This window comes from Rhodanobacter sp. G1 (assembly GCF_055397855.1).
The window spans coordinates 1,552,970-1,577,187 of record NZ_AP039674.1 but is presented as its reverse complement, the minus strand read 5'-3'; the positions used below and the strand labels follow the sequence as shown (position 1 = coordinate 1,577,187).

The window sequence follows — 24,218 nt, the reverse complement described above, 5'->3', positions numbered from 1 at the left end:
AGCGTCGATATCTATACCGGCAACTCCGTCGTCCGCTTCACCGTGCGCAGGGCCAGTGTGGACTGCACGCGCACCACGCCGGGGAGCTGGGTGAGGATGTCGGTGTGGATGCGCTCGAAGTCAGCGGAGTCGGCATAGGCCACGCGCACCATGTAGTCCGCCGCGCCGGCCAGCAGGCAGCATTCGGTGACTTCCGGATGGCGCTGGATCGCCGCCTCGAACGCGTCGAGCGCGGTGCGGCCCTGCTGATCCAGCGTCACCAGCACGAAGGCGGTGCCGGGCAGGCCCACGGCCTTTTCGTCCAGCAGCATCACGTAGCGCGAGATCAGGCCGCGCTCCTCCAGCAGCTTCACCCGGCGCAGGCAGGCCGAAGGCGAAAGATTGATCTGCTGGGCCAGCTCCAGATTGGTCAGGCGGCCGTCCTGCTGCAGCAGTTTGAGGATGGCGCGGTCGCGGTCGTCGAGGGCCGGATCAGGGTGCTGCATGGAATTTCAATCTCAGCATGTTTTACACGTGATAAATTCTACATGAAGGCCGTTATACCACCGAAATTGGCGAGTAATTGCGCAACGCAGTCGTCATACTGCCGCCGCATCGGCAGGCAACGCGCCGATCCGCCTTCCACTCCACTCAGAGAGTCATCGCCATGCGCATCGGTGTGCCGAAAGAAATCAAGAACCACGAATACCGCGTGGGCCTCATCCCCTCCTCCGTGCAGGAACTGGTGCATCACGGCCACCAGGTGGTGGTGGAAACCGGCGCCGGCCTGGGCGCGGGCATCAGCGACGCCGACTACGTCGCGGCGGGCGCCAGCATCGCGAACGGCCCCGACCCGATCTTTGCCGAAGCCGACATGATCGTGAAGGTGAAGGAGCCGCTGGCGGTGGAGCGCAAGAAGCTCCGCAAGGGCCAGATCCTGTTCACCTACCTGCATCTGGCCCCCGACCTGGAGCAGACCAAGGATCTGATCGATTCCGGCGCGATCTGCGTCGCCTATGAAACGGTGACCGCCGCGAACGGCACGCTGCCGCTGCTGACGCCGATGTCCGAAGTGGCCGGCCGGCTCGCCCCGCAGGTGGGTGCGCACTCGCTGGAGAAGGCGCAGGGCGGCCGCGGCGTGCTGCTGGGCGGCGTGCCCGGCGTGCCGGCGGCGGAAGTGGTGATCCTGGGCGGCGGCGTGTCCGGTACCCACGCGGCGACCATCGCCGTGGGCATGGGCGCCAAGGTCACCGTGGTCGACCGCTCGGCCGACGCGCTGAAGCGCCTTGCCGCGCAGTTCGGCACCGCGATCTCCACCGTGTTCTCCACCCGCGCCGCGATCGAGGAACTGGTGCGCCGCGCCGACCTGCTGATCGGCACCGTGCTGATCCCGGGCGCCGCCGCGCCGAAGCTGGTCACCCGCGACATGCTGAAGACGATGAAGCCGGGCTCGGTGATCGTGGACGTCGCCATCGACCAGGGCGGTTGCGTGGAAACCTCGCACGCCACCACCCATGCCGAGCCGACCTACGTGGTCGACGGCGTGGTGCACTACTGCGTGGCCAACATGCCGGGCGCCGTGGCGCGCACTTCCACCTTCGCGCTCAACAACGTCACCCTGCCGTTCGCGCTGTCGCTGGCGAACAACGGCTGGAAGAAGGCGCTGGCGCAGGACGCGCACCTGCGCAACGGCCTCAACGTCTGCGAAGGCAAGCTCACCTGCGAGCCGGTGGCCGAGGCGCACGGCCTGCCGTACGTGAAGGCCGAGACCGCGATCGGGATGTAAGACCTGCGAGAAGCCCCTCTCCCTCCGGGAGAGGGGTTGGGGTGAGGGTTCGGTGATACCGCAGCGTTTCGCTCCGCACGCACCCTCACCCGCCTGGATTCGCGCCATCCCTGGCGCTCACCCCTTTGGGGCCGGCTTCGCCGTTCCGCAGGCGCTCCAGCGCCTGCAGGTCGGCACCCACTCAAGGAGGGAGAGGGATTCACTCGGCAACGTCTCGGCAAGTAATCAAGCAGCCAAGCTAGGCCAGGCGCGCGAGCGTCTGGCCTTTTTGTTTCAGGCCGACTCGTCCTCCATCGCCACGAAGCCGCCCGTCTGCCGCTTCCACAGCCGCGCATACAGACCATCGCGCGCCACCAGCTCCGCATGCGTGCCGGTTTCCACGATGCGGCCCTTGTCCAGCACCACCAGCCGATCCATGCGCGCGATGGTGGACAGGCGGTGCGCGATGGCGATCACCGTCTTGCCCTGCATCAGGATGTCGAGGCTTTCCTGGATCGCCGCCTCGGCCTCGGAATCCAGCGCGCTGGTGGCTTCGTCCAGCACCAGGATGGGCGCGTCCTTCAGCAGCACGCGGGCGATCGCGATGCGCTGGCGCTGGCCGCCGCTGAGTTTCACGCCACGCTCGCCCACCAGCGCCTCGTAACCGGTGCGGCCTTCGCCGTCCAGCAGCGTGGGGATGAACTCGTCGGCACGCGCCTTGCGCACGGCCTCGGCGATCTGCGCCTCACTGGCATCGGGCCGGCCGTAGAGGATGTTGTCGCGGATCGAGCGGTGCAGCAGCGAGGTGTCCTGCGTCACCACGCCGATCTGCGAGCGCAGGCTTTCCTGCGTCACCTGCGCCACGTCCTGGCCGTCGATGGTGATGCGGCCGCCTTCGAGGTCGTACAGCCGCAGCAGCACGTTCACCAGCGTGGACTTGCCCGCGCCGCTGGGCCCGACCAGGCCGATCTTCTCGCCCGCGCGCACGGCGAGGTCGAGGCCGGAAATCACGCCGCCCTGTTTGCCGTAGTGGAAGTGGATGTCGTGGAAATGCACGGCGCCGTTGGTCACTTCCAGCGGCATCGCACCTTCGCGATCCTGCACCGCGCGCGGCTGCGCGATGGTGGTGATGCCGTCCTGCACCGTGCCCACGTTCTCGAAGATGCCGTTGACCACCCACATGATCCAGCCGGACATGTTGTTTATGCGGATGACCAGGCCGGTGGACAGCGCGATCGCGCCCACCGTGACGTGCCCCTGGCTCCACAGCCAGAGCGCCAGCCCGGTGGTGCCGGCGATCAGGAAGCCGTTGAGCGTGGTGATGCTGGCATCCATCGCCGTGGTCACGCGGGTCATCCGGCGCAGCTTGTCAGTCTGCTCGCCCATCGCCTCGGCCACGTAGGCCTCTTCGCGCCGGGTGTGCGCGAACAGCTTCAGCGTGAGCACGTTGCTGTAGCCGTCCACGATGCGCCCCATCATCTTCGAGCGCGCCTCCGACGCCTTCCACGAGCACTGCTTGATGCGCGGGATGAAGAACCACAACAGCCCGACGTAACCGAACACCCAGACCGCCAGCGGCAGGGCCAGCCACACGTCGGCATGCGCGAACAGCGCGATGGCGCTGCCTGTGTAGATCACCACGTACCAGATCGCGTCCACGATCTGCACCGCCGACTCGCGCAACGCGCTGCCGGTCTGCATGATGCGGTTGGCGATGCGCCCGGCGTAGTCGTTCTGGAAGAAAGCCAGGCTCTGGCGGATCACGTAGCGATGGTTCTGCCAGCGGATGCGGTTGGTGAGGCTGGGCACGATCGCCTGGTTCACCAGCAGGTCGTGCAGGCTGTTGAACACCGGCCGGGCCACCAATGCCACCAGCGCCATGCCGAGCAGCTCGCGCCCGTGCCGCTGGAAGAAATCGGCGGCGGGCAGCCCCTTCGTCATGTCCACGATGCGGCCGATGAAGCCGAACAGCGCCACCTCGATGATCGCCACCAGGAACCCGACTACGATCACCGCCGCGAACACCGGCCACGCCTGGCGCAGGTAGAACGCGTAGAAGCGCGACACCCGCTTCGGCGGCATGCCGTCGACCGGCTCCTTGAACGCGTCGATCAGGGATTCGAACCAGCGGAAGATCATGAGGTACACGCCGTGCAGGGATGTGCCTAGCGTGGGTGCATGCCCGCCGGTTCGCAAGAGCGGATTTATTTCTTCGTCCGCCTCCTGTACGTGGCATACGCGACGACGAAAGCGACGATGAAGATGGCGGCGATGGCACCCGGCATGGGCTGGCTCCCTCTGGTTGATGGATAGAAAACGGGCGGCGGGCGCCCTACTTCCGCTTCGCCGGGACGTTGGGTGCGGGCAGTTCCTGCACCACCATCGCGAGGCTCTGCCGGTAGTCGGCCAGCGCCTTGCGGCCGGCGGCGGTGATGCGCAGCTCGGTGAGCGGGCGCTTGCCGCGGAAACTCTTCTTCACCTCGATCAGGCCGCCCGCCTCCAGCTTGCCCATGTGGCTGGAAAGGTTGCCCTTGCTGAGCCCGCTGACCTGTTCGAGGAAACCGAACTCCACTTCCTTCGCATTGACCAGCACGGCGAGTATCAGCAGCCGCGCCGGCTCGTGCACCAGCCGATCCAGCGCCATCACCGCGCCGATGCGCGACGGCGCGTTCATGCCTTGCCCGCCTTGCCGCGAAGCTGCAGCAGCCGTTCGCGCAATGGCCGGAAGCGGCGATGATCGGCCACGCCGCGCGCGATCAGCAGCAACGCCGCCAGCGGAAACAACAGGGCCAGCAGCGCCATCGGCGGATTCGCGCCTGCCGCGGCCGTGCCCATCACCGGATACGCGAAACCCGCGCAGGACACCGCCGCCTGGCAGAACAGGAACGCGCCCACCACGAAATCCAGCGGGCTGCGCAGCCAGCGCCACCCGGCCAGCACCAGCAGCCAGACCAGGGCGAGATACCCGAGCGTGGCCGGCGGCAGACGCAGCCCGTGCGACAGCGCGGAGGCCGTCAGCGCCACGGCCACCAGCAAGGCCATAGCGATGCACCAGCGATGGATGCGGCGTTCGGCCATACCCTCCTGCTCCTCCACGCGGCCGAAGCGCTGGTAATAGCCACGTGCCATGCCCTGCTTGGCCAGCAGCCACGCCAGCGGCAGCGCCGCGAGCGCGACACGCAAACCCGGCGTCGTCGGCAGCAGCCCGCCGAGCAGGTACGCGAGCAGGCAGCACGCGCCGCCCAGCACCGATGCCAATCCGCCCGCGCTGCGCGAATAGCGCGCGTACTCGCGGGTCAGGGATTCCAGCTCGCCCAGTTCGCACTGCATCCCGTTCGGCAAGGCGCGACTCCATGTTCATCAAAGTGCAAATAGGTTTGCACCGCAAACTTATCTGTGTCAACCATGAAAGGTCGCCCTGCCAGTCGGGCATTGCCCTGAACGCCAGCGCCACCCGCACGGTTCCGCCGGTTGACCCCCTGCGACGCGGCCCGGATCATGCCGGGATGCTTACCTCGATCCGTCGCCTGCCGGCGCTTACGGCCATCCTGCTGGCCCTGGCCCTCGTTGCCGCTCCCGCCTGGGCGCGCGCCGACGCGGACACCGGCGCCGCCACGACCACTCCGGCGCAGGCCCTGCAGCAGTTGGGCGACCAGCTCGACACGGTGAAGGCCGCGCTGAAGAACGCGCAGGCCGGGAAAGCCGGCACGCCTCCGCTGGCCGACCTGCGCATCAGCGCGATGCAGGTGCAGGATCAGGCGAACCAGTTGGCCGCCGGCCTCGCGCCGCAAATGACCGCCCTGCAGGCGCAGATCACCGTGCTGGGCCCGGCGCCCGCCAAGGGCGTGCCGCCGGAGGCGCCGGAAGTGGCCGCGCAGCGCCGGCAACTGGACAAGGCGCAGGCCGCCCTAAACGCGCAGATCGTGCAGGCGAAGTCGCTCAACCTCGATGCCATGCAGGTAGTGACGCAGATCAGCGGCCTGCGCAGCGACCAGTTCCAGGCGCGGCTGGCGGAGCGCACCAGCACGCCGCTGGGCCACGCGTTCTGGGCCGATCAGGCGCGAACGCTGCCCAACGACATGGCGCGCCTGCGCCGCTTCGCCGCCGATTGGGCCGAAGGCTGGAGCGACGCGTGGCAGGCGCCCAACCGCACGCCGCTGCTGCTGTGCTTGTTCGCCGCCGCGCTGCTGCTGGTGGGCGGACGGCAGGGATTGCAGCGCCTGTGGCAGACCATCGCCGCACACAGGTTGCCGGACGGCCACCTGCGCCGCAGCGCGACGGCGACAGTGGCGGCGCTCTCCACCATGCTGGTGATCGGCCTGGCCGCGAAGCTGGCGCACCTGGGCATCGACTGGAACGACACGCTGGACGCCGGCCTCGACGCCCTGGCCGCGTCGGCGACGCACGCCGCGGCCTTCTCCGCGCTGATCGCCGGACTGGGCAGTGCGCTGCTGTCGGCACAGCGCGCGTCCTGGCGGCTGCTGCCGCTGTCGAACATCGCGGCGCAGCGATTGCAACGCTTCCCGTGGTTGCTGGGCGGCGCCGCCCTACTCACAGGAGTCAGCGAACGCATCGGCCGCAGCATCGGCGCCAGCCTGCCGGCCACGGTGCTGCTGCACGCCTTGCTGGCCCTGCTGGTCAGCGGCCTGGTCGGCGCGCTGCTGCTGCGCCTGCGCCGCGCGCGGCGCGAGGCCGACGCGCAGGGCGATGCCCGCCCGCGCCAGCCGTTGTGGGTCGGCCTGCTGAGCTTCGCCGCCACGCTGGGCGTGGTGGTGTGCTGGCTCGCGGTGTTCACCGGCTTCATCGCGCTGGGCTTCTTCGTGGCGACGCAGATGCTGTGGGCCGGCCTGGTGGTCGCCAGCCTCTACCTGCTGATGCAACTGGTGCGCGACCTGTTCGAGGCGCTGCTGTCCCCGCAGGGCCGCAGCGGCCAGCACCTGCAGGCCGGCTTCGACATTTCCTCCGAGACGCTGGAGCAGGCCACCGCCGTGCTCACCGGCGTCAGCCGCGTGCTGCTGGCGCTGGCCGCGCTGTCGATGGTGCTGGCGCCGTTCGACGCCGGCCCGGGGGAACTGGCGCAGCGCACGTCGCAGTTGTTCGCCGGGCACAGCCTGGGCCAGTTGCCCATCAGCCCCGGCATCATCCTTCGCGCCATCGCCGTGTTCGTGCTGGGCCTGCTTGCCCTGCGCGCGCTGAAGAACTGGCTGCGGGATCGCCTGCTGCCCACCACGCCGATGGACGCGGGCATGCGCGACTCGGTGGTCACCCTGCTCGGCTACCTGGGCGGCGTGGTCGTGTTCACCCTGTCCCTGGCCGCGATGAACGTGAGCCTGCAAAGCATCACGTGGATCGCCAGCGCGCTGTCGGTGGGCATCGGCTTCGGCCTGCAGGCGGTGGTGCAGAACTTCATCTCCGGCCTGATCCTGCTGGTGGAGCGGCCGGTGAAGGTGGGCGACTGGGTGAGCCTGTCCAGCGACGTGGAGGGCGACATCCGCCGCATCAACGTGCGCGCCACCGAGATCCAGCTGTGGGATCGCTCCACCGTGATCGTGCCGAACTCGCAGCTGATCACCCAGAACGTGCGCAACGTGACCCACGGCAGCGCGCAGGGCCGCGTGCGCATCCTGCTGCCGATGCCGCTGGACACCGACGCCGACCAGGCGCGCCAACTGATGCTGGAGGCGCTGCAGGCACACCCGGCCACGCTGGACACGCCGGCGCCGGTGGTGCGGCTGGACAACATCAACGCCAGCTCGATGACCTTCAGCATCACCTCCTACGTGCGCAGCCCGCGCGACGTGGGCGCGGTGAAAAGCGACATCCTGTTCGACGTCCTCGCCCGCCTGCGCGCGGCCAACCTGCCGCTGTCCACGCCGACCAGCATGGTGGTGCGCAACCTAGGCCCGCTGGGCGAGGACAGCCCGGCCGTGCCAGCCCAGGGTTCGTGACGCGTCGCCTCGGCGACGTCGCCTTGGGTTTCAGGCACGCGCCCACTGCTGTCCAGAATAATCTGGGGACGGTGTCGAAGGATGAAGGCCCGCGCCGCTTGCACGAAGCATTGCGAGAAGGCGACTTCATTTCCGATAACGACCACCTATCCAGACTGTCATCCCGGCGAAGGCCGGGATCCAGTAGCGACCATGTTCGCTCAGGCCGCACGGCCACTGGATGACTCGCTTCGCTCGCCCCTTCGGGGCCGCCCTGCGGGCGTTCTGCGCGCTTCGCGCTTGTCCGGCCTGCGCCGGAATGACGAGAAAGACCGCGGCCACGAATGTTCAAAATTATTCCGGACAGTAGTGGGCACGCGCCGAGACCGAACGACCGACAAGCGAAGGCCGGCTTGCGCCGGCCTTCGCTTTTCTTCGGCGGGTGCGGTGCCCGTGGTTACGGCGCGCAGGCCTTGCCGTGCTCGCCGTGGAAGCCCTTGGCCTTGGCGTCGGCCTCGCTCATGTACTCGCCGTGCTTGGTCTTGCCGTACCACTTGTCGCCCTGGCAGTGGTAGACCTTGCTGCTGTCGTTGACCCACACCATGCCTGGGCCGCCGCCCGGCGCCGCGGTGGCGGCCGGCTTGGTCCACGACATCGACTTCTTGGCCGGCGCCGCGGGTGCGGCGGCGGCAGGCGCAGCCGCCGTCTTCGACGACGCGCCAGCGGCGGCATACCACTCCTTCACACCCTTGTGGCCCTTGCAGGCGCCGCGCTTGGTGGCGGTGCTGGTGTAGCTGCCGTCCTTGCACAGGCCGGTGGAGCCGGCGGGCGCGGCGGCGGGTGCGGCGGACTGCGCCTGCACCGCCGGCACGGCCAGCAGGCAACCGAACGCCAGGGCGAACACGATGGACGCTTTCATCATCAAACTCCCTCTTGCGCGATGGTGGTCTCGTTGGCGGACGGCCCTGCCCTCGCCCAGGTCGCCGTGCCGCTCGCCCCTTGCATGCCCGCGCCCCGCAAGGCGGAGCCGCATGCACGCATCGTGGCGCCCGTGCGCGGGAAACTCCGCACCGGTGGCGCCACTATGCCGCAAATCCCCGGCCGCGCAATGCAGGCCGAACACCCCATTCATCGTCAGTGTTGCGAGGGCGGCTTCAGCGTGGAATGCGGCCGAGCCACGGCATACATCTGCCAACTGATCTCCTTCAGCAGGCCCTGGCGGTCGTCGCCGACGCGGTACAGGTCGAAGTGGGTGCGGTCGGGGATGAAGCGGATGTCGGACTTGGCGTGCAGGCCGTCCAACACCGCCTTGAGCCGGTGCGCGGCGCCATCGAGATAGAACGTGTCGGCGGTGCCCACGTAGAGGTGGATCCTGCCGTCGAGGTCGGGCGCGAGCTCCTGCCAGTGGCGCTGCAGGCGGTAGGCGATGTCGTAGTGGTCGCGCCAGTAGTCCACCACGGCCGGGTTCACGTCGCCGGTGGCGCGGTCGAACATCGGTTCTGGCCGGCCGTCCTTGCCCTTGGGCGAGAACACCCACTCGAACGAGGCCATCTGGCCGCCGTACGGCCCCATCACGCGCTCCAGCTGGGCGAACTGCTGGAAGGTGGCCAGCACCTTGCCGTGGTCGCGCACCAGCGGGTACGCCGTGCCGTCGGCCCTGCGGTAGACGTTGGCGTGCGGCGCATACAGATCCACGCCGGTGAAGTCGTGGAAGTCGCTGGGGTCGGGCGAGGTGGACCAGGTGCCGCCGAAGACCTTCGGGTAGCGCGTCTGCAGCCACAGCGTGGCCCAGCCGCCGGAGGAATGCCCCTGCAGGAAGCGCCCGCTGGGCCTGGCGTCCATGCGGTAGGTCTTTTCCAGTTGCGGGATCAGCTCGGTGGTGAGCGCCACGCCCCACGGGCCGTTGTTCACCGAGTCGGCGAACTCGGTGGTGCCGGTGGGGCTGGACTGGTCGAGGAACACCCAGATCATCGGCGGCATCTGCTTTTCCGCCGTGGCACCGTAGACCATCGCGGCGCTGCCGGCCAGCGTGTCCGCGTCGCCGCCGTAGCCGTGCGTGTAGTACACCGTGGGATAGGTCACGGCGGCCTTGGGGTCGTAGCCCGGCGGCAGCATCACCCAGCCGCGCATGTGGATCGGCCGGCCCCAGAACGCGCTCAGCACGGGGCTGACGAAGTCGATGGCCTGCGTGTGCTGGCGCGCCTCGTCGAAGTGCTTGAGCGAAGTCTCGCTCATGTAGCGCTTCGGGATGTCCCACGCCTTGCGCTCCGGCAGCGTGTCCGTGAGCGTCAGGTCGGGCGTGGCCGCCATCGGCAGGTGCAGCTTCACCACCTTGCTCACCAGGTCGCCGCCGTCGCGGCCGTGGTAGTTGTAGTCGTGGTGCACGTCGAGCACGGCCTGCACGTAGTAGTCGCCTGCCGGCAACCGCGACCAGGCCTGCGGGAAGGCGATTTCGTCAGCATCGACGTCCACCGCCTGGCCCGGCGCCAGCCGGCTCACCTCGCGCGCGGCCACGGCGGTCTGGGTGGGGAAGAACGGGCTGGTGTCCACTTCATCCACCTTGCCGTCGCCGCCGTGTTCCTTCGCCGCGACCTCGGCGTCCTTCGCGGCGATGGCGAACAGCAGCAGGCGGCCCGACGCCGGCTGCGTTTCCGCGCTGCCCAGTTGCACGTGGAAGAAACTCCGAACCGGCGCGGTCGGCGCGGTGTCGCGCGCAAAGACGGTGGTGGAGAGCAGCAGGCCGCTGCCGAGCAAAGCAGAGAGAAGATGACAGTGGCGCATATGTGCTTCCCCTTGGTGGTGAATGCAACGACAGGCAGTACCGTCATCCCGGCGCAGGCCGGGATCCAGTGGCGGTTACGCCTGTTCAGGCCGCACAGTCACTGGATTCCGGCTTTCGCCGGAATGACGGGCGCCAATCAGTTCTTCTTGTCTCCAGCCTTCACCGGCACCGGCCGCAGATCCTGGAAATCGAAGCTGAAGTCGGTGAGCGGCGAGACCGGCTGCATGCGCATCTCGCGCACATGGCCGTCGTCGTCCAGCGCGAAGTTGACGAAGGCGTCGGCATCCAGCGAGCGGTCGTCCCAGCGCACGATGAAGGTGTCGTGCTGCCACGGCGTCATCGTGCCCACCAGCTGCCTGGTCTTGCTGAAGCGCAGGCGCAGCTTGCCGCCTTCGTCGTTGACCAGGATGTCGCCGTACCACGGGTCGCGGTAGGTGCCGGCGTAGCCGGACAACGGCAGCGAAGGCTTGCTGTTCTTGTCGCGCGCCGCCTCGTGCCTGGCCCAGCTGGTGTCGGCGTCCGCTTCGGACTTCTTCACCAGTTTGTCGTACACCGCCGCCCAGTCGGTCTTGTGCGCGGCGTTCAGGTACGCATCGAGCACGCGGTAGGTGACCGCGTTGAACGCGGCGCCGGACTGCTGGTTGGTGAGCACCACCACGCCGAGGTTCTGTCCCGGCACCAGGGTGAGGCGCGAAACGAAGCCAGGCCAGCCGCCGGTGTGCCACACCAGCTTGTTGCCCATGTAGTCGGACAGGAACCAGCCTTCGCCATAGCCGGAGAACTGCGGCACGAGCTGCGCCATTTCCGGCAGCGGCGGCTTGCCGATCGGAATCGGCGTGAGCATCGACCACATCTCGCGATGGCTCTTCTCGGAGAACAACTGCTTGCCGTCGGGCAGCTTGCCGCCCGCGAGCTGCACGTTCATCCACTTGGCGAGGTCGTTGACGCTGGCGTAGATGCCGCCCGCGCCGGGGTCGTTGAGCCAGGCCATCGGCGGCACCGGCTTCACGTCCTTGAAGTTGTACGGCGCGTGGCCGGTGGCCGCGTCCATGCCGGGCTTCAGGTAACTGCAGTCGATCAGCGACTCGTCCATGCCCACCGGCTTGAAGATGTGCTGGCGGATGAAATCCGCATAGCGCTGGCCGGAGACTTTCTCGATCACTTCCGTGGCCACCGCGAACAGGATGTTGTCGTAGGCGTAGTGGCCGCGGAAGCTGTTCTTGATCGGCACGTCGGCGAGGCGCTTCACCACGTCCGCGGTGGTGTAGCTGGTCGGCGGCCAGTACAGCAGGTCGCCCGCGCCGAGGCTGAGGCCGCTGCGGTGCGCCAGCAGGTCGCGCACGCGCATCTCGCGCGTCACGTAGGGATCGGACATGCGGAACCCCGGCAGGTAGTCGATCACCCGGCCGTCCATGTCCAGCTTGCCCTCGTCGGCCAGCATCTGCAGCGCCGCGGCGGTGAACGCCTTGGTGTTGGAGGCGATCGCGAACAGCGTGTCCGCGTCCACCTTGTCCGGCTTGCCCAGCTCGCGCACGCCGTAGCCCCTGGCCAGCACCACCTTGCCGTCCTTGACGATGGCCACCGCGATGCCGGGCACCTTGAAGGTCTTGAGGATGTCGGCCATGTAGGCATCGAAATCCTGCAGCTGCGCGGGCAAGGCATCCTGCGCGCCGGCGAGCGCGGGCGACGACGCGGACGCCACCTGCTCGGGCGCGGCCTGCGCCGACGACGCGGTGGCGAAGGCAAGCAGCGCGGCGCAGACCGCCAGGCGCAGGGAAAGGGGACGCTGGGACATCGCAGACTCCGGTGGCATGAACCGGCCCACTATCGCGACAAAGCCAGGGCAAGGCCAGCGCTGGAAGTCACGCCGGCCTTCCGGCACGCTTCACCGCTTCATCGGATGCGGACGGTAACGAATTTCAATGGAATCCCTGCCCCACTGGATCGGCTGGCATGCCATGGCGCTATGGGCCGCCGCCCTGATCTTGGCACTGTTCGCCGGCGACCTGCTCTGGCGCCTCGCGCGCCGCCGCAAGCTGGCCGCCACCGGCAAGAACGACTACCTCTCGCCGCAACCGCGCACCGCCGTGCTGTTGCTGATGCTGTCCGGCGCGCTGTTCGTCGTGCTGTCCTGGGCGGTGTGGGCGCATACCGCGCTGGTCGGCTTCGACGTTGCACTGGCGCAGGCCTTGCGCGCGCGACTCTCGCCCGACGTGCTGGCCGTGGTCGCCCTCGTCACCAACGCCGGCACACCCGCGCTGCTGGCGGCCGTTGGCGCGGCAATTGCCTTGCTGCTGGCGCTGAAGCGCCGTTGGCGGTTGTTCGTACCGTGGTGCGTCGCACTGGGCGGCGCCGCGGCCTGCGGTGAAGCGGCGAAGGGCCTCGTGAAGCGCGTGCGACCGTTCGACGGCCACGCCTTCCTCGCCGAAACCAGCTACAGCTTCCCCAGCGGCCACGCCACGATGAGCATGGTGTTCTTCGGCATGCTGGCCTACCTGCTGTTGCGCCGGCTCCAGCCACGTCGCCATCGCGCCATCGTCGCCGCCGCCGTGACGCTGATCGCCATCGTGGGCGTCAGCCGCGTGGTGCTGCAGGCACACTACCTCAGCGATGTGCTGGCCGGCTATGCGCTGGGTACGTTCTGGCTGGTGCTGGGCATCGCAACGGCGGAATGGATGCAACGGCGGGGCGCCCAGCCGCGCCGGTTGTCCTAAACTCGCCTGCCGCCCGCCACCGGTTCTGTACATGCGTTCCTGGAAGCCGCTACTCGTGCTTGCGATCGTCGTGATCGCGCTGTTCCTCCAGCGGCAGGCGCACACGCCGGATCTGGCCGCACCGGCCTCCACGCCTGCCGCATCGTCGAACGCCGGCAACGGCAGCACCCTGCCCTCCTTCCTGCCGCCCGAGGCGCGCGACACGCTGGCGCTGATCGCCAGCGGCGGCCCGTTCCCGCATCGCCAGGACGGCGTGGTGTTCGGCAACTACGAGCATCTGCTGCCGGAGCAGCCGCGCGGCTACTACCACGAGTACACGTTGGACACGCCCGGCGCGCGCACGCGCGGCACGCGGCGCATCATCACCGGCGGCACACCGCCCGCGGTGTACTACTACACGGACGACCACTACCGCAGCTTCCGCCAGTTCGCCGCGCCACGATGAACGCGCACCCGCTCGATCCCGACCTCACCCGCCCCAGCCAGAACGGCGTGTATTTCGTGGGCGACGCCGACCTCGCGCGGCTGGCCGCCGCCGCCGTGCGCGCGGAACTGGCCGTGAGCCGCACCGACCTCGCCGGCTGCAACCGCAAGGCCGAACTGCTGCAGCGCCTCGCCGCCTCGCTGTCGCTGCCCGCCGACTTCGGCCACAACTGGGACGCGCTGGCCGACTGCCTGCGCGACCTCGACCGCTCGCCCGCCCACGGCCACGTGCTGCTGTTCGAGCACACCGGCGATCTGCACCACGGCGCCGACCAGGATTTCGAGGTGCTGCTGGGCATCCTCGACGACGCCGCCACCTTCGCGCAGGACGCTGATCGCCCGTTCTTCGCCTTCCTCGCCCTGCCGGACAACCACCACGCATGAACACGCAAACCCTGCGCTTCGAGCTCGACCGCGACTTCGTCAAGCTCGACAACCTGCTGAAACTGGTGGGCCTGTGCGACAGCGGCGGCGCCGGCAAGCACCTGGTCGCCAGCGGTGCGGTGACGGTGGACGGCGCGCAGGAGCTGCGCAAGACCTGCAAGATCCACGCGGGCCAGGTGGTACGCGTGGACGGCGTGGAGATCCGCGTGGTGGGCCTGGCCTGAGCGGCGAGCGTCATCCGGCCGTCACGAACCGCCTGCACAGTCGACGCGACCATGCACGAAGCGCATGAACCGCGAAGGGTTACCATGCCTGCACGGATGGCGCGCGGCATGCGCCCCACGGATACCGCCCGATGAGTTCACGCGCCCCCCGCAAACCCTCGCTCCCCGCCGCGGACACCGCGGCGGCCAACGACGCCACTGCCGCTGCCGCACCGGCGCCTGACCTCGGCGAGCGCCGGCTGTACCTCAACCGCGAGCTGTCGCAGTTGGCCTTCAACACGCGCGTGCTCGACCAGGCGCTGGACGAGCACACGCCGCTGCTGGAGCGGCTGAAGTTCCTGCTGATCTTCTCGCGCAACATGGACGAGTTCTTCGAGATCCGCGTGGCCGGGCTGAAGGGCCAGATCGCGCTGGAACGTGAAGTGCCCGGCGCCGACGGCATGACGCCGCGCCAGGCGCTGACCGAGATCGGCGCGATCGCGCATCAGCAGGTCGAGCGGCAGTACGCGATCCTCAACGGGCGCATCCTGCCCGAGCTGGCTGCGCACGGCATCCGCATCGCGCGACGCGACGAGTGGACGCAGAAGCAGAAGCAGTGGGTGCGCCGCTATTTCCGCACGGAGGTGGCGCCGCTGGTGACGCCGATCGGGCTGGATCCCACCCACCCGTTCCCGCTGCTGGTCAACAAGAGCCTCAACTTCATCGTGCAGCTGGACGGCGTGGATGCGTTCGGCCGCGACTCCGGCCTCGCCGTGGTGCCGGCGCCACGCGTGCTGCCGAGGCTGATCCAGATGCCCGACGACATCGCCGAGCACGGCGACTGCTACGTGCTGCTGTCCTCCATCATCCACGCGCACGCCGAGGAGCTGTTCCCCGGCATGGAGGTGCTGGGCTCCTATCAGTTCCGCCTCACCCGCAACGCCGACCTCGCGCTCGACCCCGAAGACGTGGAAGACCTTGCGCTGGCGCTGCGCGGCGAGCTGTATTCCCGCCGCTTCGGCAGCGCGGTGCGGCTGGAGGTGGCGGACAACTGCCCCAAGGAACTCAGCGCGCACCTGCTCAGGCAGTTCGGCCTCGCCGAGTCGGAGCTGTACGAGGTGAACGGCCCGGTGAACCTGGCGCGGCTGTTCCGCATCGCCAGCAAGGTGAATTACCCGGCGCTGCAGTACCCGCCCTTCGTGCCGGCGCTGCCGAAGGCGCTGAAGCACGCCGACGACCTGTTCGCGGTGGTCGCGAAGCACGACGTGCTGCTGCTGCATCCGTACGAATCCTTCACGCCGGTGGTGGATCTGCTGCGCCAGGCCGCGAAGGATCCGCAGGTGCTGTCGATCAAGCAGACGCTGTACCGCACCGGCGCGGACTCGGAACTCGTCGACGCGCTGGTGGACGCGGCGCGCGCGGGCAAGGAGGTGACCGCGGTGGTGGAGCTGCGCGCGCGCTTCGACGAGGAGTCCAACCTCTCGCTCGCCTCGCGCCTGCAACAGGCCGGCGCGATGGTGATCTACGGCGTGGTGGGCATCAAGACGCACGCCAAGCTGATGCTGATCCAGCGCCGCGAGGGCAGCGAGCTGGTGCGCTACGCGCACATGGGCACCGGCAACTACCACACCGGCAACGCGCGGCTGTACACCGACTACAGCCTGCTCACCTCCGACGAGGCGCTGTGCGAGGACGTGCACAAGCTCTTCAGCCAGCTCACCGGCATGGGCAAGGCGCTGCGCATGAAGAAGCTGCTGCAGGCGCCGTTCACGCTGAAGCAGGGCCTGCTCGACCTGATCGCGCGGGAGGCCGCGCACGCCGCGGCAGGCAAGGACGCGCGCATCCTCATCAAGGTCAACGCGCTCACCGATCCCAGGATGATCCGCGCGCTGTACCAGGCCAGCATCGCCGGCGTGCGCATCGACCTGATCGTGCGCGGCATGTGCTGCCTGCGGCCGGGCGTGCCCGGCGTGTCGGAGCACATCCGCGTGCGCTCGGTGATCGGCCGCTTCCTGGAGCACAGCCGCGCCTACTGGTTCGCCAACGACGGCGAGCCGGTGCTGTACCTCTCCAGCGCCGACCTGATGGAGCGCAACCTGGATCGGCGCGTGGAGTGCGCCTTCCCGGTCGAAAGCCGCAAGCTGCAGCAGCGCATCCACGCCGCGCTGCAGCTCTACCTCGACGACAACAGCGGCGCGGCCGAGCTGCAGGCCGACGGCAGCTATCGCCCGGTGGCGCGCGCCGCCGGCGAGGCGGTGCGCGACGCGCAGGCGCAGCTGCTGGAAAAGTTCTGCGGCGCCCCCGCCTAGGCTCCTGCGGAAAAGCCGCGCTCAGCCGCGCGCCTGCAGGGCGATCTCGCGCGCCAGCGCGCCCAGCGGCAGGATGCGCTCTGCGGCGCCGCGCGCCACCGCCTCCTTGGGCATGCCGTAGACCACGCAGCTCGCCTCGTCCTGCGCGATGGTGCGCGCGCCGGCCTTGCGCATTTCCAGCAGGCCCGCCGCGCCGTCGTCGCCCATGCCGGTCATGATGACGCCCAGCGCGTTGGCGCCGGCGCATTTCGCCACCGAGCGGAACAGCACGTCCACCGACGGCCGGTGCCGGTTCACCAGCGGGCCGTCGACCACCTCGACGTGGTACTGCGCGCCCACGCGCCGCAGCAGCATGTGCCGGCCGCCGGGGGCGATCAGCGCGCAGCCCGGCACCACGCGGTCGTGGTTGCGCGCCTCGCGCACGTCGATGTGGCACAGGCCGTCCAGCCGCGCGGCGAACGCCGCGGTGAACTTCTCCGGCATGTGCTGCACGATCACGATGCCGGGCGACACGCGCGGCAGCGCGGTCAGCACCTCTTCCAGCGCCTGGGTGCCGCCGGTGGAGGTGCCCAGCGCCACCACGCGCTCGGTGGTGCGCACCATCGCGCCGCCAACGTCGGGCGGCAGGATCGCGTCGGCGGTGAGCTTCTCGACGACCGGCGGCGCCGCCGCGCGCCGCGCCAGCCGCCCGACGTTGGCGCAGGCCGCCGAACGCACCGCCGCAACGAGGTCGTCGGACGAATCCAGCAGGAACTTCTTCAGCCCCAGCTTGGGCTTGGCGACGATGGCGCAGGCGCCGGCGGCGAGCGCCTCCATCGTGGTCTGCGTGCCCTTTTCGGTGAGCGTGGAGCAGATCACCACCGGCGTGGGCCGCTCGGCCATCAGCTTGCGCAGGAAGGTGATGCCGTCCATCCGCGGCATCTCCACGTCCAGCACGATCACGTCCGGCCACTGCTTCTTCATGCGCTCCATCGCCAGCAGCGGATCGGCCACCGCGCCCAGCACCTCGATGTCCGGCTGGGCGGCCAGCATGGCCGCCACCACCTGCCGCACCACGGCGGAATCGTCGACGATCAGCAGCCTGGTTCGTTTCATGCAATGCCTCGATGCGCCAGCGCGGGAATCATGCCCACGATTCCCCCGCGCCCGGATCGACCTGCCGCGACCAGACGTCGCCGCTGTCCACGTCGAACACGATCATGCGATGGCCGACGCCGAACAGCGATTCGGCGACGATGGGTATGTGCCGCCCGTGCAGCAGCGCGCGCGCGGCCTCCCCGTTGCTGCGGCCGATCTCCGACACGCCGGCGATGACCTGTCCCGGAAACATGTTGCCGCCGCCGAACAGCTTGGCCTGGCAGCCGGCGAGGGGTACGCCGGCCATGCCCAGGCCGTCGAGCATCAGCGCCAGCGCCTCGTCGCAGTAGCGGCCGTCGGCCTCGCCCCGCATGCCCTCGCCGCGCCGCGCCAGCAGGCAATGCGACATCGCACCCACGCGCGCCGCCGGATGCCACAGCACGATGGAGATGCAGGAGCCCAGCACGGTGCGCACCCTGCAGCCGGCGTCCCCGACGAACCAGTCGCCCGGCTTGAGGAAGATCTCGGCCTTGTGCGCGCTTGTCGTCATCGTGGCTTGCGGTACGACGACGGCGCGAGCGGGCGCAGGCCGTCGGCGATGTCGTTGAGGCTTTCCGCGTGGCCGATGTAGAAATGCCCGCCCGGCTTGAGCAGGGGCAGCACGCGGCCCACCACCTGGCGCTTGGTTTCCTTGTCGAAATAGATCATCACGTTGCGCAGGAAGATCGCGTCGAAGCTGCCCAGCGAAGGCAGCTGCGCGATGAGGTTGGCCTGCACGAAGCGCACCCGGTTGCGCAGCACGCGATCCACCAGCAGGGTGCCCTGCTGCTCACCGATGCCGCGCAGGCAATAGCGCTTGAGGAAATCGTGCGGGATGTTGCGGCAGCGCTCCAGCACGTAGTGGCCGCGGCGCGCGTGCTCCAGCATGCGCACGCTGATGTCCGAGCCCACCACCTCCCACGGCGCGTCGCCCAGGCAATCGGCCAGGGTCATGGCGATGCTGTAGGCCTCCTCGCCGCTGGAGCTGGCCGCGCTCCACACGCGGAAGCTGTCGGTACGCCGCTGCGCGTCCGCGATCAGCTGGCGCAGCAGCTCGAAATGCCTGGGCTCGCGGAAGAAGTAGGTTTCGTTGGTGGTCAGCAGGTCGATGGCGACCTGGGTTTCCTCGGGCGCCGTGCCGTCGCTGAGCAGGCGGAAATACGCCTCGTAGCTGTCCAGCCCGTGCAGCTTGAGCCGCTTGGCGAGGCGACCGCAGACCAGCGCCTTCTTGGCCGGCGAAAGTGCGATGCCGGCGGCATCGAGGATGAAGCGCTGGAAGCGCGCGAACTCCCGATCCGTGATGACCGTGCCCGGCGCGGCATCCGCCGCGGGCGACGTCGACCTGCCCCGCACGTCCGGCGACGCCGGCATGGATGCGCGCGCCACGCTCAGCCGGCCTCCGCTTCGGCCGCCTCAGCGCCCCCGCCCATCCGCGCCATCTCGCCGATCTCGTCGGCGGAAAGTACCTGGTCGATGTTCAGCAGTATCACGAAGCGGCCGTCGACCTTGCCCATGCCGGCGATGAAGTCGGTGCGGATCTTGGCGCCGAACGCGGGCGGCGGCTCGATCTGCGACAGCGGGATCTCCAGCACCGCGTTCACTGCGTCGACGATGACGCCCATGTCGTGCCGCTCGCCGGCGGACTCCACCTCGACGATCACGATGCAGGTGCGCCGGGTGATCGCGGCCACCTTGCGGCCGAAGCGCGCGGACAGGTCGAGCACCGGCACCACCGAGCCGCGCACGTTGATGACGCCGCGGATGCACTCCGGCATCAGCGGCACTTCGGTCAGCCCGGCGTACTCGATGATCTCCTTGATGCCGAGGATGGCGATGGCGAAGGACTCGCTGCCGACCTGGAAGGTGAGGTACTGCGCCGACTCGTCCGCGCCGGGCGCTTCCGTCGCGGCGGCGTCCGGGCGCCGGTCGGTTCGGATTGCTGCGTTCATGGCGCCACCTCAATACCGGGCGAAATTGGATTCGTCGGGCTCGCCGGCCAGCACCAGGTCGCGGCTGGCCCTGGGCGCGGCACGCACCACGTTCCGGCGCACGGCGGCGGCCGGCCGGCGCACCAGCGGCGGCGCACCCGCCGAATTTTCGTCGAGCTTGAAGAACGCCATCAGCTGCTGCAGGTGCTCGGCCTGCCCGCTCATCTCCTCGGCGGTGGCGGCGAGTTCCTCCGAGCTGGACGCGTTCTGCTGGGTGGCCTGGCTCAGCTGGTTCATGGCCTGGTTGATCTGACCCACGCCGGCGGTCTGCTCGACCGAGGCGGCGGCGATCTCCTGCACCAGATCCGAGGTCTTGCGGATGCTGGGCACGATCTCGCCGAGCAGCTTGCCGGCCTTCTCCGCCACCGCCACGCTGCCGGAGGCCAGCTCGCTGATTTCCAGCGCCGCCACCTGGCTGCGCTCCGCCAGCTTGCGCACTTCGGTGGCCACCACCGCGAAGCCCTTGCCGTGCTCGCCGGCGCGCGCGGCCTCGATGGCGGCGTTCAGCGCCAGCAGGTTGGTCTGGTAGGCGATGTCGTCGATGATGCCGATCTTCCTGGCGATGTCGCGCATCGCGATCACCGTGGCGTCCACCGATTCGCCGCCGGTGGCGGCGTCGTCGGCGGCCTTGCTGGCCATGCCGTCGGTGACCTTGGCGTTGTCGGTGTTCTGCGAGATCGAGGCGTTCATCTCCTCGATGGAGGCACTGGTCTCCTCCACGCCGGCCGCCTGTTCGCTGGCGGACTGCGCCAGCGACTGCGCCGTGGTGCTGACCTCCTCCGAGGCGCTGGCCAGCGCCTCGGCGCTGCCGTTCACCTCGGCCACGATCTGCGCGAGCTTGCCGATCATGTTGTGCATCGCCTGCAGCAACTGCCCGGTCTCGTCCTTGCCGGTGGCGCTGATGCGCACGGCCAGGTCGCCCTGCGCCAGCCGGTCGGCGGCATCCACCGCCACCCGCAGCGGCCGCACGATGCCCAGCGTCACCACCGCGGCGGCGAGCAGCGCCACCACCAGCGCGGCCAGGGACAGGCCCAGCATCAGGCTGCGCGCGGATTCGTACTCCTGCTTGGCCTGTTCGGCGGTCGCGTCCATCGCATGGCTCTGGCTGTCGTCCAGGCTCTGCATGCTGGCCTGCGCCGCGCGGAACGCGGGATCGAGGCTGCTGAACAGCAACTGGGTCGCCTCGTCCTTCTTGCCGCCCTGCACCGAGGCCAGCACGCGGTCGCCGGCCTCGCCGAACTTGGCGTAGCTGGCCTGCACGTCCTTGAAGAGGGCGATGTTCTTGTCGTCGTCCAGCATCTTGCCGAGCTTGTCGCTTTCGCTGGCGATGACCTGGCGGGATTGCGCGAGGCGGCCCGCTTCCTCCTGCTGGCGCGCGGGATCGCTGGTCAGCAGGCTGTTGTGGATGGCGGTGAGGATGGCGTCGTCGTTGCTCTCGATGTCGTCGATCAGCACCACCTTGGCGTAGCGGTTGTGCACGATGATGTCCAGTTGCTGGTCGACGCGCTCCAGCCGCGTGATGCCGAGCCAGGCGATGGCGCCGATCAGCACGACCAGGATGCCGAAGCCGATACCTAGCCGTACACCGATTTTCATGTTCTTCAACATGGTTCGTTCTCCCCTGCCCGCATGGCGATGGATGTCTGGATTCAGTTCGCGGCCGCGATGCCCGCCGGCCGGCTTGCAATGGATGGAGCGCCCCGCCGCACGGCCTGCTGCACCAGCGCGGGCACGTCGAGGATCAGCGCCACTTCGCCGCTGCCCAGGATGCTGGAGCCGCTGACGCAGCGCACCGCGCCGAACAGGCGATTCATGGGCTTGATCACGGACTGGATTTCGCCTACCAGGGCGTCGACCACCAGCCCGGCCATCTGCCCCGCGTGCTTGAGCACCACGATGTTCTCGCGCCGCGGCGGCTCGCCGGCGACGCCGAACAGCTCGCGCAGGCGGATGAAGGGCAGCACGCGGCCGCGCAGGTTGGCGTAGTCGTGGCCCGGCTCGGCGACCAGTTCCACGCATTCCTCGATCATGTCCAGCGGCACCACGAAGGCAGTGTCGCCCACGCCGACCTGGAAGCCGTCGATGATCGCCAGCGTGAGCGGCAGGCGCACCGTGACCGTGGTGCCCACGCCCTCCTCGCTGGCGATGCCCACGCTGCCGCGCAGCTCGGCGATGTTGCGCTTGACCACGTCCATGCCCACGCCGCGCCCGGACAGGTTGGTGATGGCCTCGGCGGTGGAGAAGCCGGGCTCGAACACCAGGTTCAGGATCTCCTGGTCGCTCAGCTGCGCATCGGCGTCCACCAGGCCGCGCTCGACGGCCTTGGCCAGGATGCGCTCGCGCTTGAGGCCGCCGCCGTCGTCGCTCACCTCGATCACGATGGAGCCGGAGTCGTGGTAGGCGTTCAGCCCCACCGCGCCCTGCGCGGGCTTGCCACGGGCGGCGCGCTGCTCGGCCGATTCGATGCCGTGGTCGATGGCATTGCGCACCAGATGGGTGAGCGGGTCGGCGATCTTCTCCACCACGGTCTTGTCCAGCTCGGTGTCGCCGCCCGAGGTTTCCAGCCGGATGTCCTTGCCGATCTCGCGCGCGGTGTCGTGCACCACGCGCTGGAAGCGGCTGAAGGTGGTGCCGATGCGCACCATGCGCAGTTGCAGCGCGCTGTCGCGCACCGCCTCCACCAGGCTGGCGAGCAGGAAGGCGCGCTCCTTCAGTTCGTCGTCGCGCACGCGCTGCGCCACCAGGCCGATGCCGGCGCCGGCCACGATCAGCTCGCCGACCTGGTTGATGAGCAGGTCGAGCTTGTCGGCGTCGATGCGGATGGAGCGGTTCTCGGCGCGCTGGTCGCTGGCCTGCTTCTGCCGCGCCAGCGCGGCCTCCACCACCGGCGCCACCGCCGCGCCCTGTTCCAGCAGGATGGCGCCCAGCGCCCGCTGCGCCACCTGCGGCGCCTGCGCCATCTGCACCGTTTGCGCGTCCAGCGCGGCGTCGAGTTCCGCCGCGGTCACCGAGCCGCAGCGCACCAGCATCTCGCCCAGTTGCACGGGGTCGTCGGGCAGCTCGCGGATCAGCCGCAGGTATTCGGAGATGCGGCTGTGCGGCGGCAAGATGCGCAGCTCCAGGTCGTCGCGCACGAACTCGAACACGCCTTCGATGGCGGCCTTGTCGGCGTCGCTGGCGAAGGCGATCTCGAAGCCCAGGTAGCAGGTTTCCGGATCCATCGCCTCGGCGTCCGGCATGGCGTCGGAGAGGATGGCGATGCCCGCGATGCGGCCGATCCGCCCGAGGTAGCGCAGGAAGGCGAGCGGATCCATGCCGTCGCGCAGCACGTTGGGGCCGAAACGCAATGACAGGTGCCACAGGTCGCGGCTCGACACCGCGCCGTCGGCCGCTTCGGCCATGCCGTCCGCGTCCGCTTCGGCCACGTCCGCCAGCGCCTCCGGCTCGGCATCGAGATAGCCGCTCAGGCGGGCGACCAGCGCCGTGCCCTGTTCGCCGGCCGCCGCGCCGGCATCGCCCGCCGCCGCGTCGACCAGCGCGCCAATGTGGTCGCGGCAGGCCAGCAGCAGCGCCACCAGTTCGTCGTCCAGCGGCAGCTCGCCGTTGCGCACGCGATCCAGCACGCTTTCCGCCACGTGGGTGAAGGCCACGATGTCGTCCAGCCCGAACAGCCCCGACGAACCCTTGATGGTGTGGGCGGCGCGAAAGATCGCGTTGACCGCCTCGGACTTTTCGTCGGCCTGCCCCACCGCGAGCAGGGCGGCCTCCATGTCCTCCAGCAATTCGCGGCTTTCGGCGATGAAGGTCTGCAACGCCTGATCCAGATCCATGTCAGCCGGCCTCCCCGGTGTCGGCGCACTCGCGTGCGTCGAGGCGTTCGTCCAGTTGCAGCAGCGCAAGCATCTCGGCGATGGCGGGGCTTTGCGCCACCACGCGCAACCCGCCCTGCCGCGCCAGCGCCTCGCGCCGCGCCAACAGCAGCAGCTGCAGGCCCGTGCTGTCGATCTCGGTCACCGCCGAAAGATCCAGCTCCAGCACGCCGCCGCCCAAGGTCGGCTCAAGCATGGCCGGCTCAAGCAGCGCCGGCTTCAGCTCGGCGGCCCGGTAAACGCTCATTTCGCCTTCGATGCAGACCACTGACATGCGTTCCCTCCACGATCCCGTGCACCACGCCACGCCCACCCGCCGCCCGATACGCCTATGCTGGACAGAGCTTGCGCACCGCTCCCAGCAGCACGTCCGGCTTGAACGGCTTGACGATCCAGGCCTTGGCGCCGGCCGCCTGGCCCTCCTGCTTCTTCTGTTCGGTGAATTCGGTGGTGAGCATGATCACCGGCGCGAAGCGGTACTCCGGCTGCTGCTTCACCGTGCGCACGAAGGTGAGCCCGTCCATGTTGGGCATGTTCACGTCGCTGATGATGAGGTGCACCTTGCGTCCGTCCAGTTGCGCCAGCGCGTCCAGGCCGTCGCAGGCTTCGATCACGTCGTAGCCGTCGCTCTTCAGTGCGATGGCCACCACCTGCCGCAGCGAAGCGGAATCGTCGACGATGAGAATGGTCCGTGGCATG

The 24,218-nt window shown here is 69.1% G+C and carries 21 protein-coding genes and 2 pseudogenes; 7 read left to right on the top strand and 16 right to left on the bottom strand.

Annotated elements, in window-relative coordinates; all coding sequences use genetic code 11:
- Window positions 1-11 precede the first annotated feature (11 nt).
- Complete coding sequence (locus ACZ5Z2_RS07055) at window positions 12-485, bottom strand: Lrp/AsnC family transcriptional regulator (protein WP_464761242.1); 474 nt, start codon at window positions 483-485, stop codon at window positions 12-14.
- 161 nt (window positions 486-646) lie between these two features.
- Here ACZ5Z2_RS07055 and ald point away from each other — a divergent pair, with 161 nt between their 5' ends.
- Window positions 647-1,765 carry an alanine dehydrogenase gene (ald, locus tag ACZ5Z2_RS07050; protein WP_464761241.1) on the top strand — a complete coding sequence of 373 codons (1,119 nt, stop codon included), beginning with the start codon at window positions 647-649 and terminating at the stop codon, window positions 1,763-1,765.
- 273 nt (window positions 1,766-2,038) lie between these two features.
- Here the strand turns inward: ald and ACZ5Z2_RS07045 are convergent, their stop codons facing one another.
- From ACZ5Z2_RS07045 to ACZ5Z2_RS07035, 3 genes are all read right to left on the bottom strand, one after another.
- On the bottom strand, window positions 2,039-3,883 hold the full coding sequence (locus ACZ5Z2_RS07045; RefSeq protein ID WP_464761240.1) for an ABC transporter ATP-binding protein: 1,845 nt from the start codon (window positions 3,881-3,883) through the stop codon (window positions 2,039-2,041).
- Window positions 3,884-4,076: 193 nt separating this feature from the next.
- Window positions 4,077-4,418, bottom strand: a complete 342-nt coding sequence (locus ACZ5Z2_RS07040; protein ID WP_464761239.1) for a transcriptional regulator — start codon at window positions 4,416-4,418, stop codon at window positions 4,077-4,079.
- Entirely contained in the window at window positions 4,415-5,086 is a 672-nt protein-coding gene (locus ACZ5Z2_RS07035) for a hypothetical protein (protein WP_464761238.1), read from the bottom strand. The genes ACZ5Z2_RS07040 and ACZ5Z2_RS07035 overlap by 4 nt, the downstream gene beginning before the upstream one ends.
- 164 nt (window positions 5,087-5,250) lie before the next feature.
- Here ACZ5Z2_RS07035 and ACZ5Z2_RS07030 point away from each other — a divergent pair, with 164 nt between their 5' ends.
- Window positions 5,251-7,692 (top strand): DUF3772 domain-containing protein, encoded by a 2,442-nt coding sequence (locus ACZ5Z2_RS07030; protein WP_464761237.1) that lies wholly within the window; start codon window positions 5,251-5,253, stop codon window positions 7,690-7,692.
- Between the two features lie 436 nt (window positions 7,693-8,128).
- Here the strand turns inward: ACZ5Z2_RS07030 and ACZ5Z2_RS07025 are convergent, their stop codons facing one another.
- From ACZ5Z2_RS07025 to ACZ5Z2_RS07015, 3 genes are all read right to left on the bottom strand, one after another.
- Entirely contained in the window at window positions 8,129-8,590 is a 462-nt protein-coding gene (locus ACZ5Z2_RS07025) for a DUF3761 domain-containing protein (protein WP_464761236.1), read from the bottom strand.
- Window positions 8,591-8,805: 215 nt separating this feature from the next.
- Window positions 8,806-10,452 (bottom strand): alpha/beta hydrolase, encoded by a 1,647-nt coding sequence (locus ACZ5Z2_RS07020; RefSeq protein ID WP_464761235.1) that lies wholly within the window; start codon window positions 10,450-10,452, stop codon window positions 8,806-8,808.
- A gap of 137 nt (window positions 10,453-10,589) precedes the next feature.
- Entirely contained in the window at window positions 10,590-12,248 is a 1,659-nt protein-coding gene (locus ACZ5Z2_RS07015) for a serine hydrolase (protein WP_464761234.1), read from the bottom strand.
- 127 nt (window positions 12,249-12,375) lie between these two features.
- On the opposite strand from ACZ5Z2_RS07015, the gene ACZ5Z2_RS07010 reads away from it, so the two are divergent.
- The 5 genes from ACZ5Z2_RS07010 (at window position 12,376) to ppk1 (ending at window position 16,546) form a co-directional block, all read left to right on the top strand.
- Window positions 12,376-13,167, top strand: a complete 792-nt coding sequence (locus tag ACZ5Z2_RS07010) for a phosphatase PAP2 family protein (protein WP_464761233.1) — start codon at window positions 12,376-12,378, stop codon at window positions 13,165-13,167.
- 31 nt (window positions 13,168-13,198) lie between these two features.
- Complete coding sequence (locus ACZ5Z2_RS07005; protein WP_464761232.1) at window positions 13,199-13,612, top strand: guanyl-specific ribonuclease; 414 nt, start codon at window positions 13,199-13,201, stop codon at window positions 13,610-13,612.
- Entirely contained in the window at window positions 13,609-14,034 is a 426-nt protein-coding gene (locus tag ACZ5Z2_RS07000; RefSeq protein WP_464761231.1) for a barstar family protein, read from the top strand. Before ACZ5Z2_RS07005 ends, ACZ5Z2_RS07000 begins: the two co-directional genes overlap by 4 nt.
- Window positions 14,031-14,258, top strand: coding sequence for an RNA-binding S4 domain-containing protein (locus ACZ5Z2_RS06995; RefSeq protein ID WP_464761230.1), 228 nt, complete (start codon window positions 14,031-14,033; stop codon window positions 14,256-14,258). The genes ACZ5Z2_RS07000 and ACZ5Z2_RS06995 overlap by 4 nt, the downstream gene beginning before the upstream one ends.
- A 131-nt stretch (window positions 14,259-14,389) precedes the next feature.
- Window positions 14,390-16,546 (top strand): polyphosphate kinase 1, encoded by a 2,157-nt coding sequence (gene ppk1 / locus ACZ5Z2_RS06990; RefSeq protein WP_464761229.1) that lies wholly within the window; start codon window positions 14,390-14,392, stop codon window positions 16,544-16,546.
- Between the two features lie 21 nt (window positions 16,547-16,567).
- Here the strand turns inward: ppk1 and ACZ5Z2_RS06985 are convergent, their stop codons facing one another.
- The 9 genes and pseudogenes from ACZ5Z2_RS06985 to ACZ5Z2_RS06945 all read right to left on the bottom strand — a co-directional run bounded on the left by ACZ5Z2_RS06985 (window position 16,568) and on the right by ACZ5Z2_RS06945 (window position 24,217).
- The gene (locus ACZ5Z2_RS06985) at window positions 16,568-17,641 is read right to left on the bottom strand and encodes a protein-glutamate methylesterase/protein-glutamine glutaminase (protein WP_464761228.1); all 1,074 of its coding nucleotides are present in this window, start codon (window positions 17,639-17,641) and stop codon (window positions 16,568-16,570) included.
- Window positions 17,642-17,669: 28 nt separating this feature from the next.
- Window positions 17,670-18,173: a chemotaxis protein CheD gene (locus tag ACZ5Z2_RS06980; RefSeq protein WP_464761227.1), complete on the bottom strand. Its 504-nt coding sequence runs from the start codon at window positions 18,171-18,173 to the stop codon at window positions 17,670-17,672.
- Window positions 18,170-19,048 carry a CheR family methyltransferase gene (locus tag ACZ5Z2_RS06975; RefSeq protein WP_464761226.1) on the bottom strand — a complete coding sequence of 293 codons (879 nt, stop codon included), beginning with the start codon at window positions 19,046-19,048 and terminating at the stop codon, window positions 18,170-18,172. Before ACZ5Z2_RS06975 ends, ACZ5Z2_RS06980 begins: the two co-directional genes overlap by 4 nt.
- 2 nt (window positions 19,049-19,050) lie before the next feature.
- Window positions 19,051-19,611: a chemotaxis protein CheW gene (locus ACZ5Z2_RS06970; protein ID WP_464761225.1), complete on the bottom strand. Its 561-nt coding sequence runs from the start codon at window positions 19,609-19,611 to the stop codon at window positions 19,051-19,053.
- Window positions 19,612-19,620: 9 nt separating this feature from the next.
- Window positions 19,621-20,613, bottom strand: a pseudogene (locus tag ACZ5Z2_RS06965) (methyl-accepting chemotaxis protein); the annotation flags it as partial.
- 105 nt (window positions 20,614-20,718) lie between these two features.
- Window positions 20,719-21,246: pseudogene (locus ACZ5Z2_RS06960) on the bottom strand (MCP four helix bundle domain-containing protein); the annotation flags it as partial.
- Between the two features lie 53 nt (window positions 21,247-21,299).
- Complete coding sequence (locus ACZ5Z2_RS06955) at window positions 21,300-23,480, bottom strand: chemotaxis protein CheA (RefSeq protein WP_464761224.1); 2,181 nt, start codon at window positions 23,478-23,480, stop codon at window positions 21,300-21,302.
- Window position 23,481: 1 nt separating this feature from the next.
- Window positions 23,482-23,793 (bottom strand): STAS domain-containing protein, encoded by a 312-nt coding sequence (locus ACZ5Z2_RS06950; protein WP_464761223.1) that lies wholly within the window; start codon window positions 23,791-23,793, stop codon window positions 23,482-23,484.
- A 55-nt stretch (window positions 23,794-23,848) separates the two neighbouring features.
- Complete coding sequence (locus ACZ5Z2_RS06945; RefSeq protein ID WP_464761222.1) at window positions 23,849-24,217, bottom strand: response regulator; 369 nt, start codon at window positions 24,215-24,217, stop codon at window positions 23,849-23,851.
- Window position 24,218 lies beyond the last annotated feature (1 nt).

Bases quoted from the DNA above. Each gene is read 5' to 3' on its own strand.
- ACZ5Z2_RS07030 (WP_464761237.1), top strand. From the start codon at position 5,251: ATGCTTACCTCGATCCGTCGCCTGCCGGCGCTTACGGCCATCCTGCTG.
- ACZ5Z2_RS07005 (WP_464761232.1), top strand. From the start codon at position 13,199: ATGCGTTCCTGGAAGCCGCTACTCGTGCTTGCGATCGTCGTGATCGCG.
- ACZ5Z2_RS07020 (WP_464761235.1), bottom strand. From the start codon at position 10,452: ATGCGCCACTGTCATCTTCTCTCTGCTTTGCTCGGCAGCGGCCTGCTG.
- ACZ5Z2_RS07000 (WP_464761231.1), top strand. From the start codon at position 13,609: ATGAACGCGCACCCGCTCGATCCCGACCTCACCCGCCCCAGCCAGAAC.
- ACZ5Z2_RS06950 (WP_464761223.1), bottom strand. From the start codon at position 23,793: ATGTCAGTGGTCTGCATCGAAGGCGAAATGAGCGTTTACCGGGCCGCC.
- ACZ5Z2_RS06985 (WP_464761228.1), bottom strand. From the start codon at position 17,641: ATGAAACGAACCAGGCTGCTGATCGTCGACGATTCCGCCGTGGTGCGG.
- ACZ5Z2_RS06980 (WP_464761227.1), bottom strand. From the start codon at position 18,173: ATGACGACAAGCGCGCACAAGGCCGAGATCTTCCTCAAGCCGGGCGAC.
- ACZ5Z2_RS07015 (WP_464761234.1), bottom strand. From the start codon at position 12,248: ATGTCCCAGCGTCCCCTTTCCCTGCGCCTGGCGGTCTGCGCCGCGCTG.
- ald (WP_464761241.1), top strand. From the start codon at position 647: ATGCGCATCGGTGTGCCGAAAGAAATCAAGAACCACGAATACCGCGTG.
- ACZ5Z2_RS06995 (WP_464761230.1), top strand. From the start codon at position 14,031: ATGAACACGCAAACCCTGCGCTTCGAGCTCGACCGCGACTTCGTCAAG.
- ACZ5Z2_RS06955 (WP_464761224.1), bottom strand. From the start codon at position 23,480: ATGGATCTGGATCAGGCGTTGCAGACCTTCATCGCCGAAAGCCGCGAA.
- ACZ5Z2_RS06970 (WP_464761225.1), bottom strand. From the start codon at position 19,611: ATGAACGCAGCAATCCGAACCGACCGGCGCCCGGACGCCGCCGCGACG.
- ACZ5Z2_RS07010 (WP_464761233.1), top strand. From the start codon at position 12,376: ATGGAATCCCTGCCCCACTGGATCGGCTGGCATGCCATGGCGCTATGG.
- ppk1 (WP_464761229.1), top strand. From the start codon at position 14,390: ATGAGTTCACGCGCCCCCCGCAAACCCTCGCTCCCCGCCGCGGACACC.
- ACZ5Z2_RS07055 (WP_464761242.1), bottom strand. From the start codon at position 485: ATGCAGCACCCTGATCCGGCCCTCGACGACCGCGACCGCGCCATCCTC.
- ACZ5Z2_RS07045 (WP_464761240.1), bottom strand. From the start codon at position 3,883: ATGATCTTCCGCTGGTTCGAATCCCTGATCGACGCGTTCAAGGAGCCG.
- ACZ5Z2_RS07040 (WP_464761239.1), bottom strand. From the start codon at position 4,418: ATGAACGCGCCGTCGCGCATCGGCGCGGTGATGGCGCTGGATCGGCTG.
- ACZ5Z2_RS06945 (WP_464761222.1), bottom strand. From the start codon at position 24,217: ATGCCACGGACCATTCTCATCGTCGACGATTCCGCTTCGCTGCGGCAG.
- ACZ5Z2_RS07025 (WP_464761236.1), bottom strand. From the start codon at position 8,590: ATGAAAGCGTCCATCGTGTTCGCCCTGGCGTTCGGTTGCCTGCTGGCC.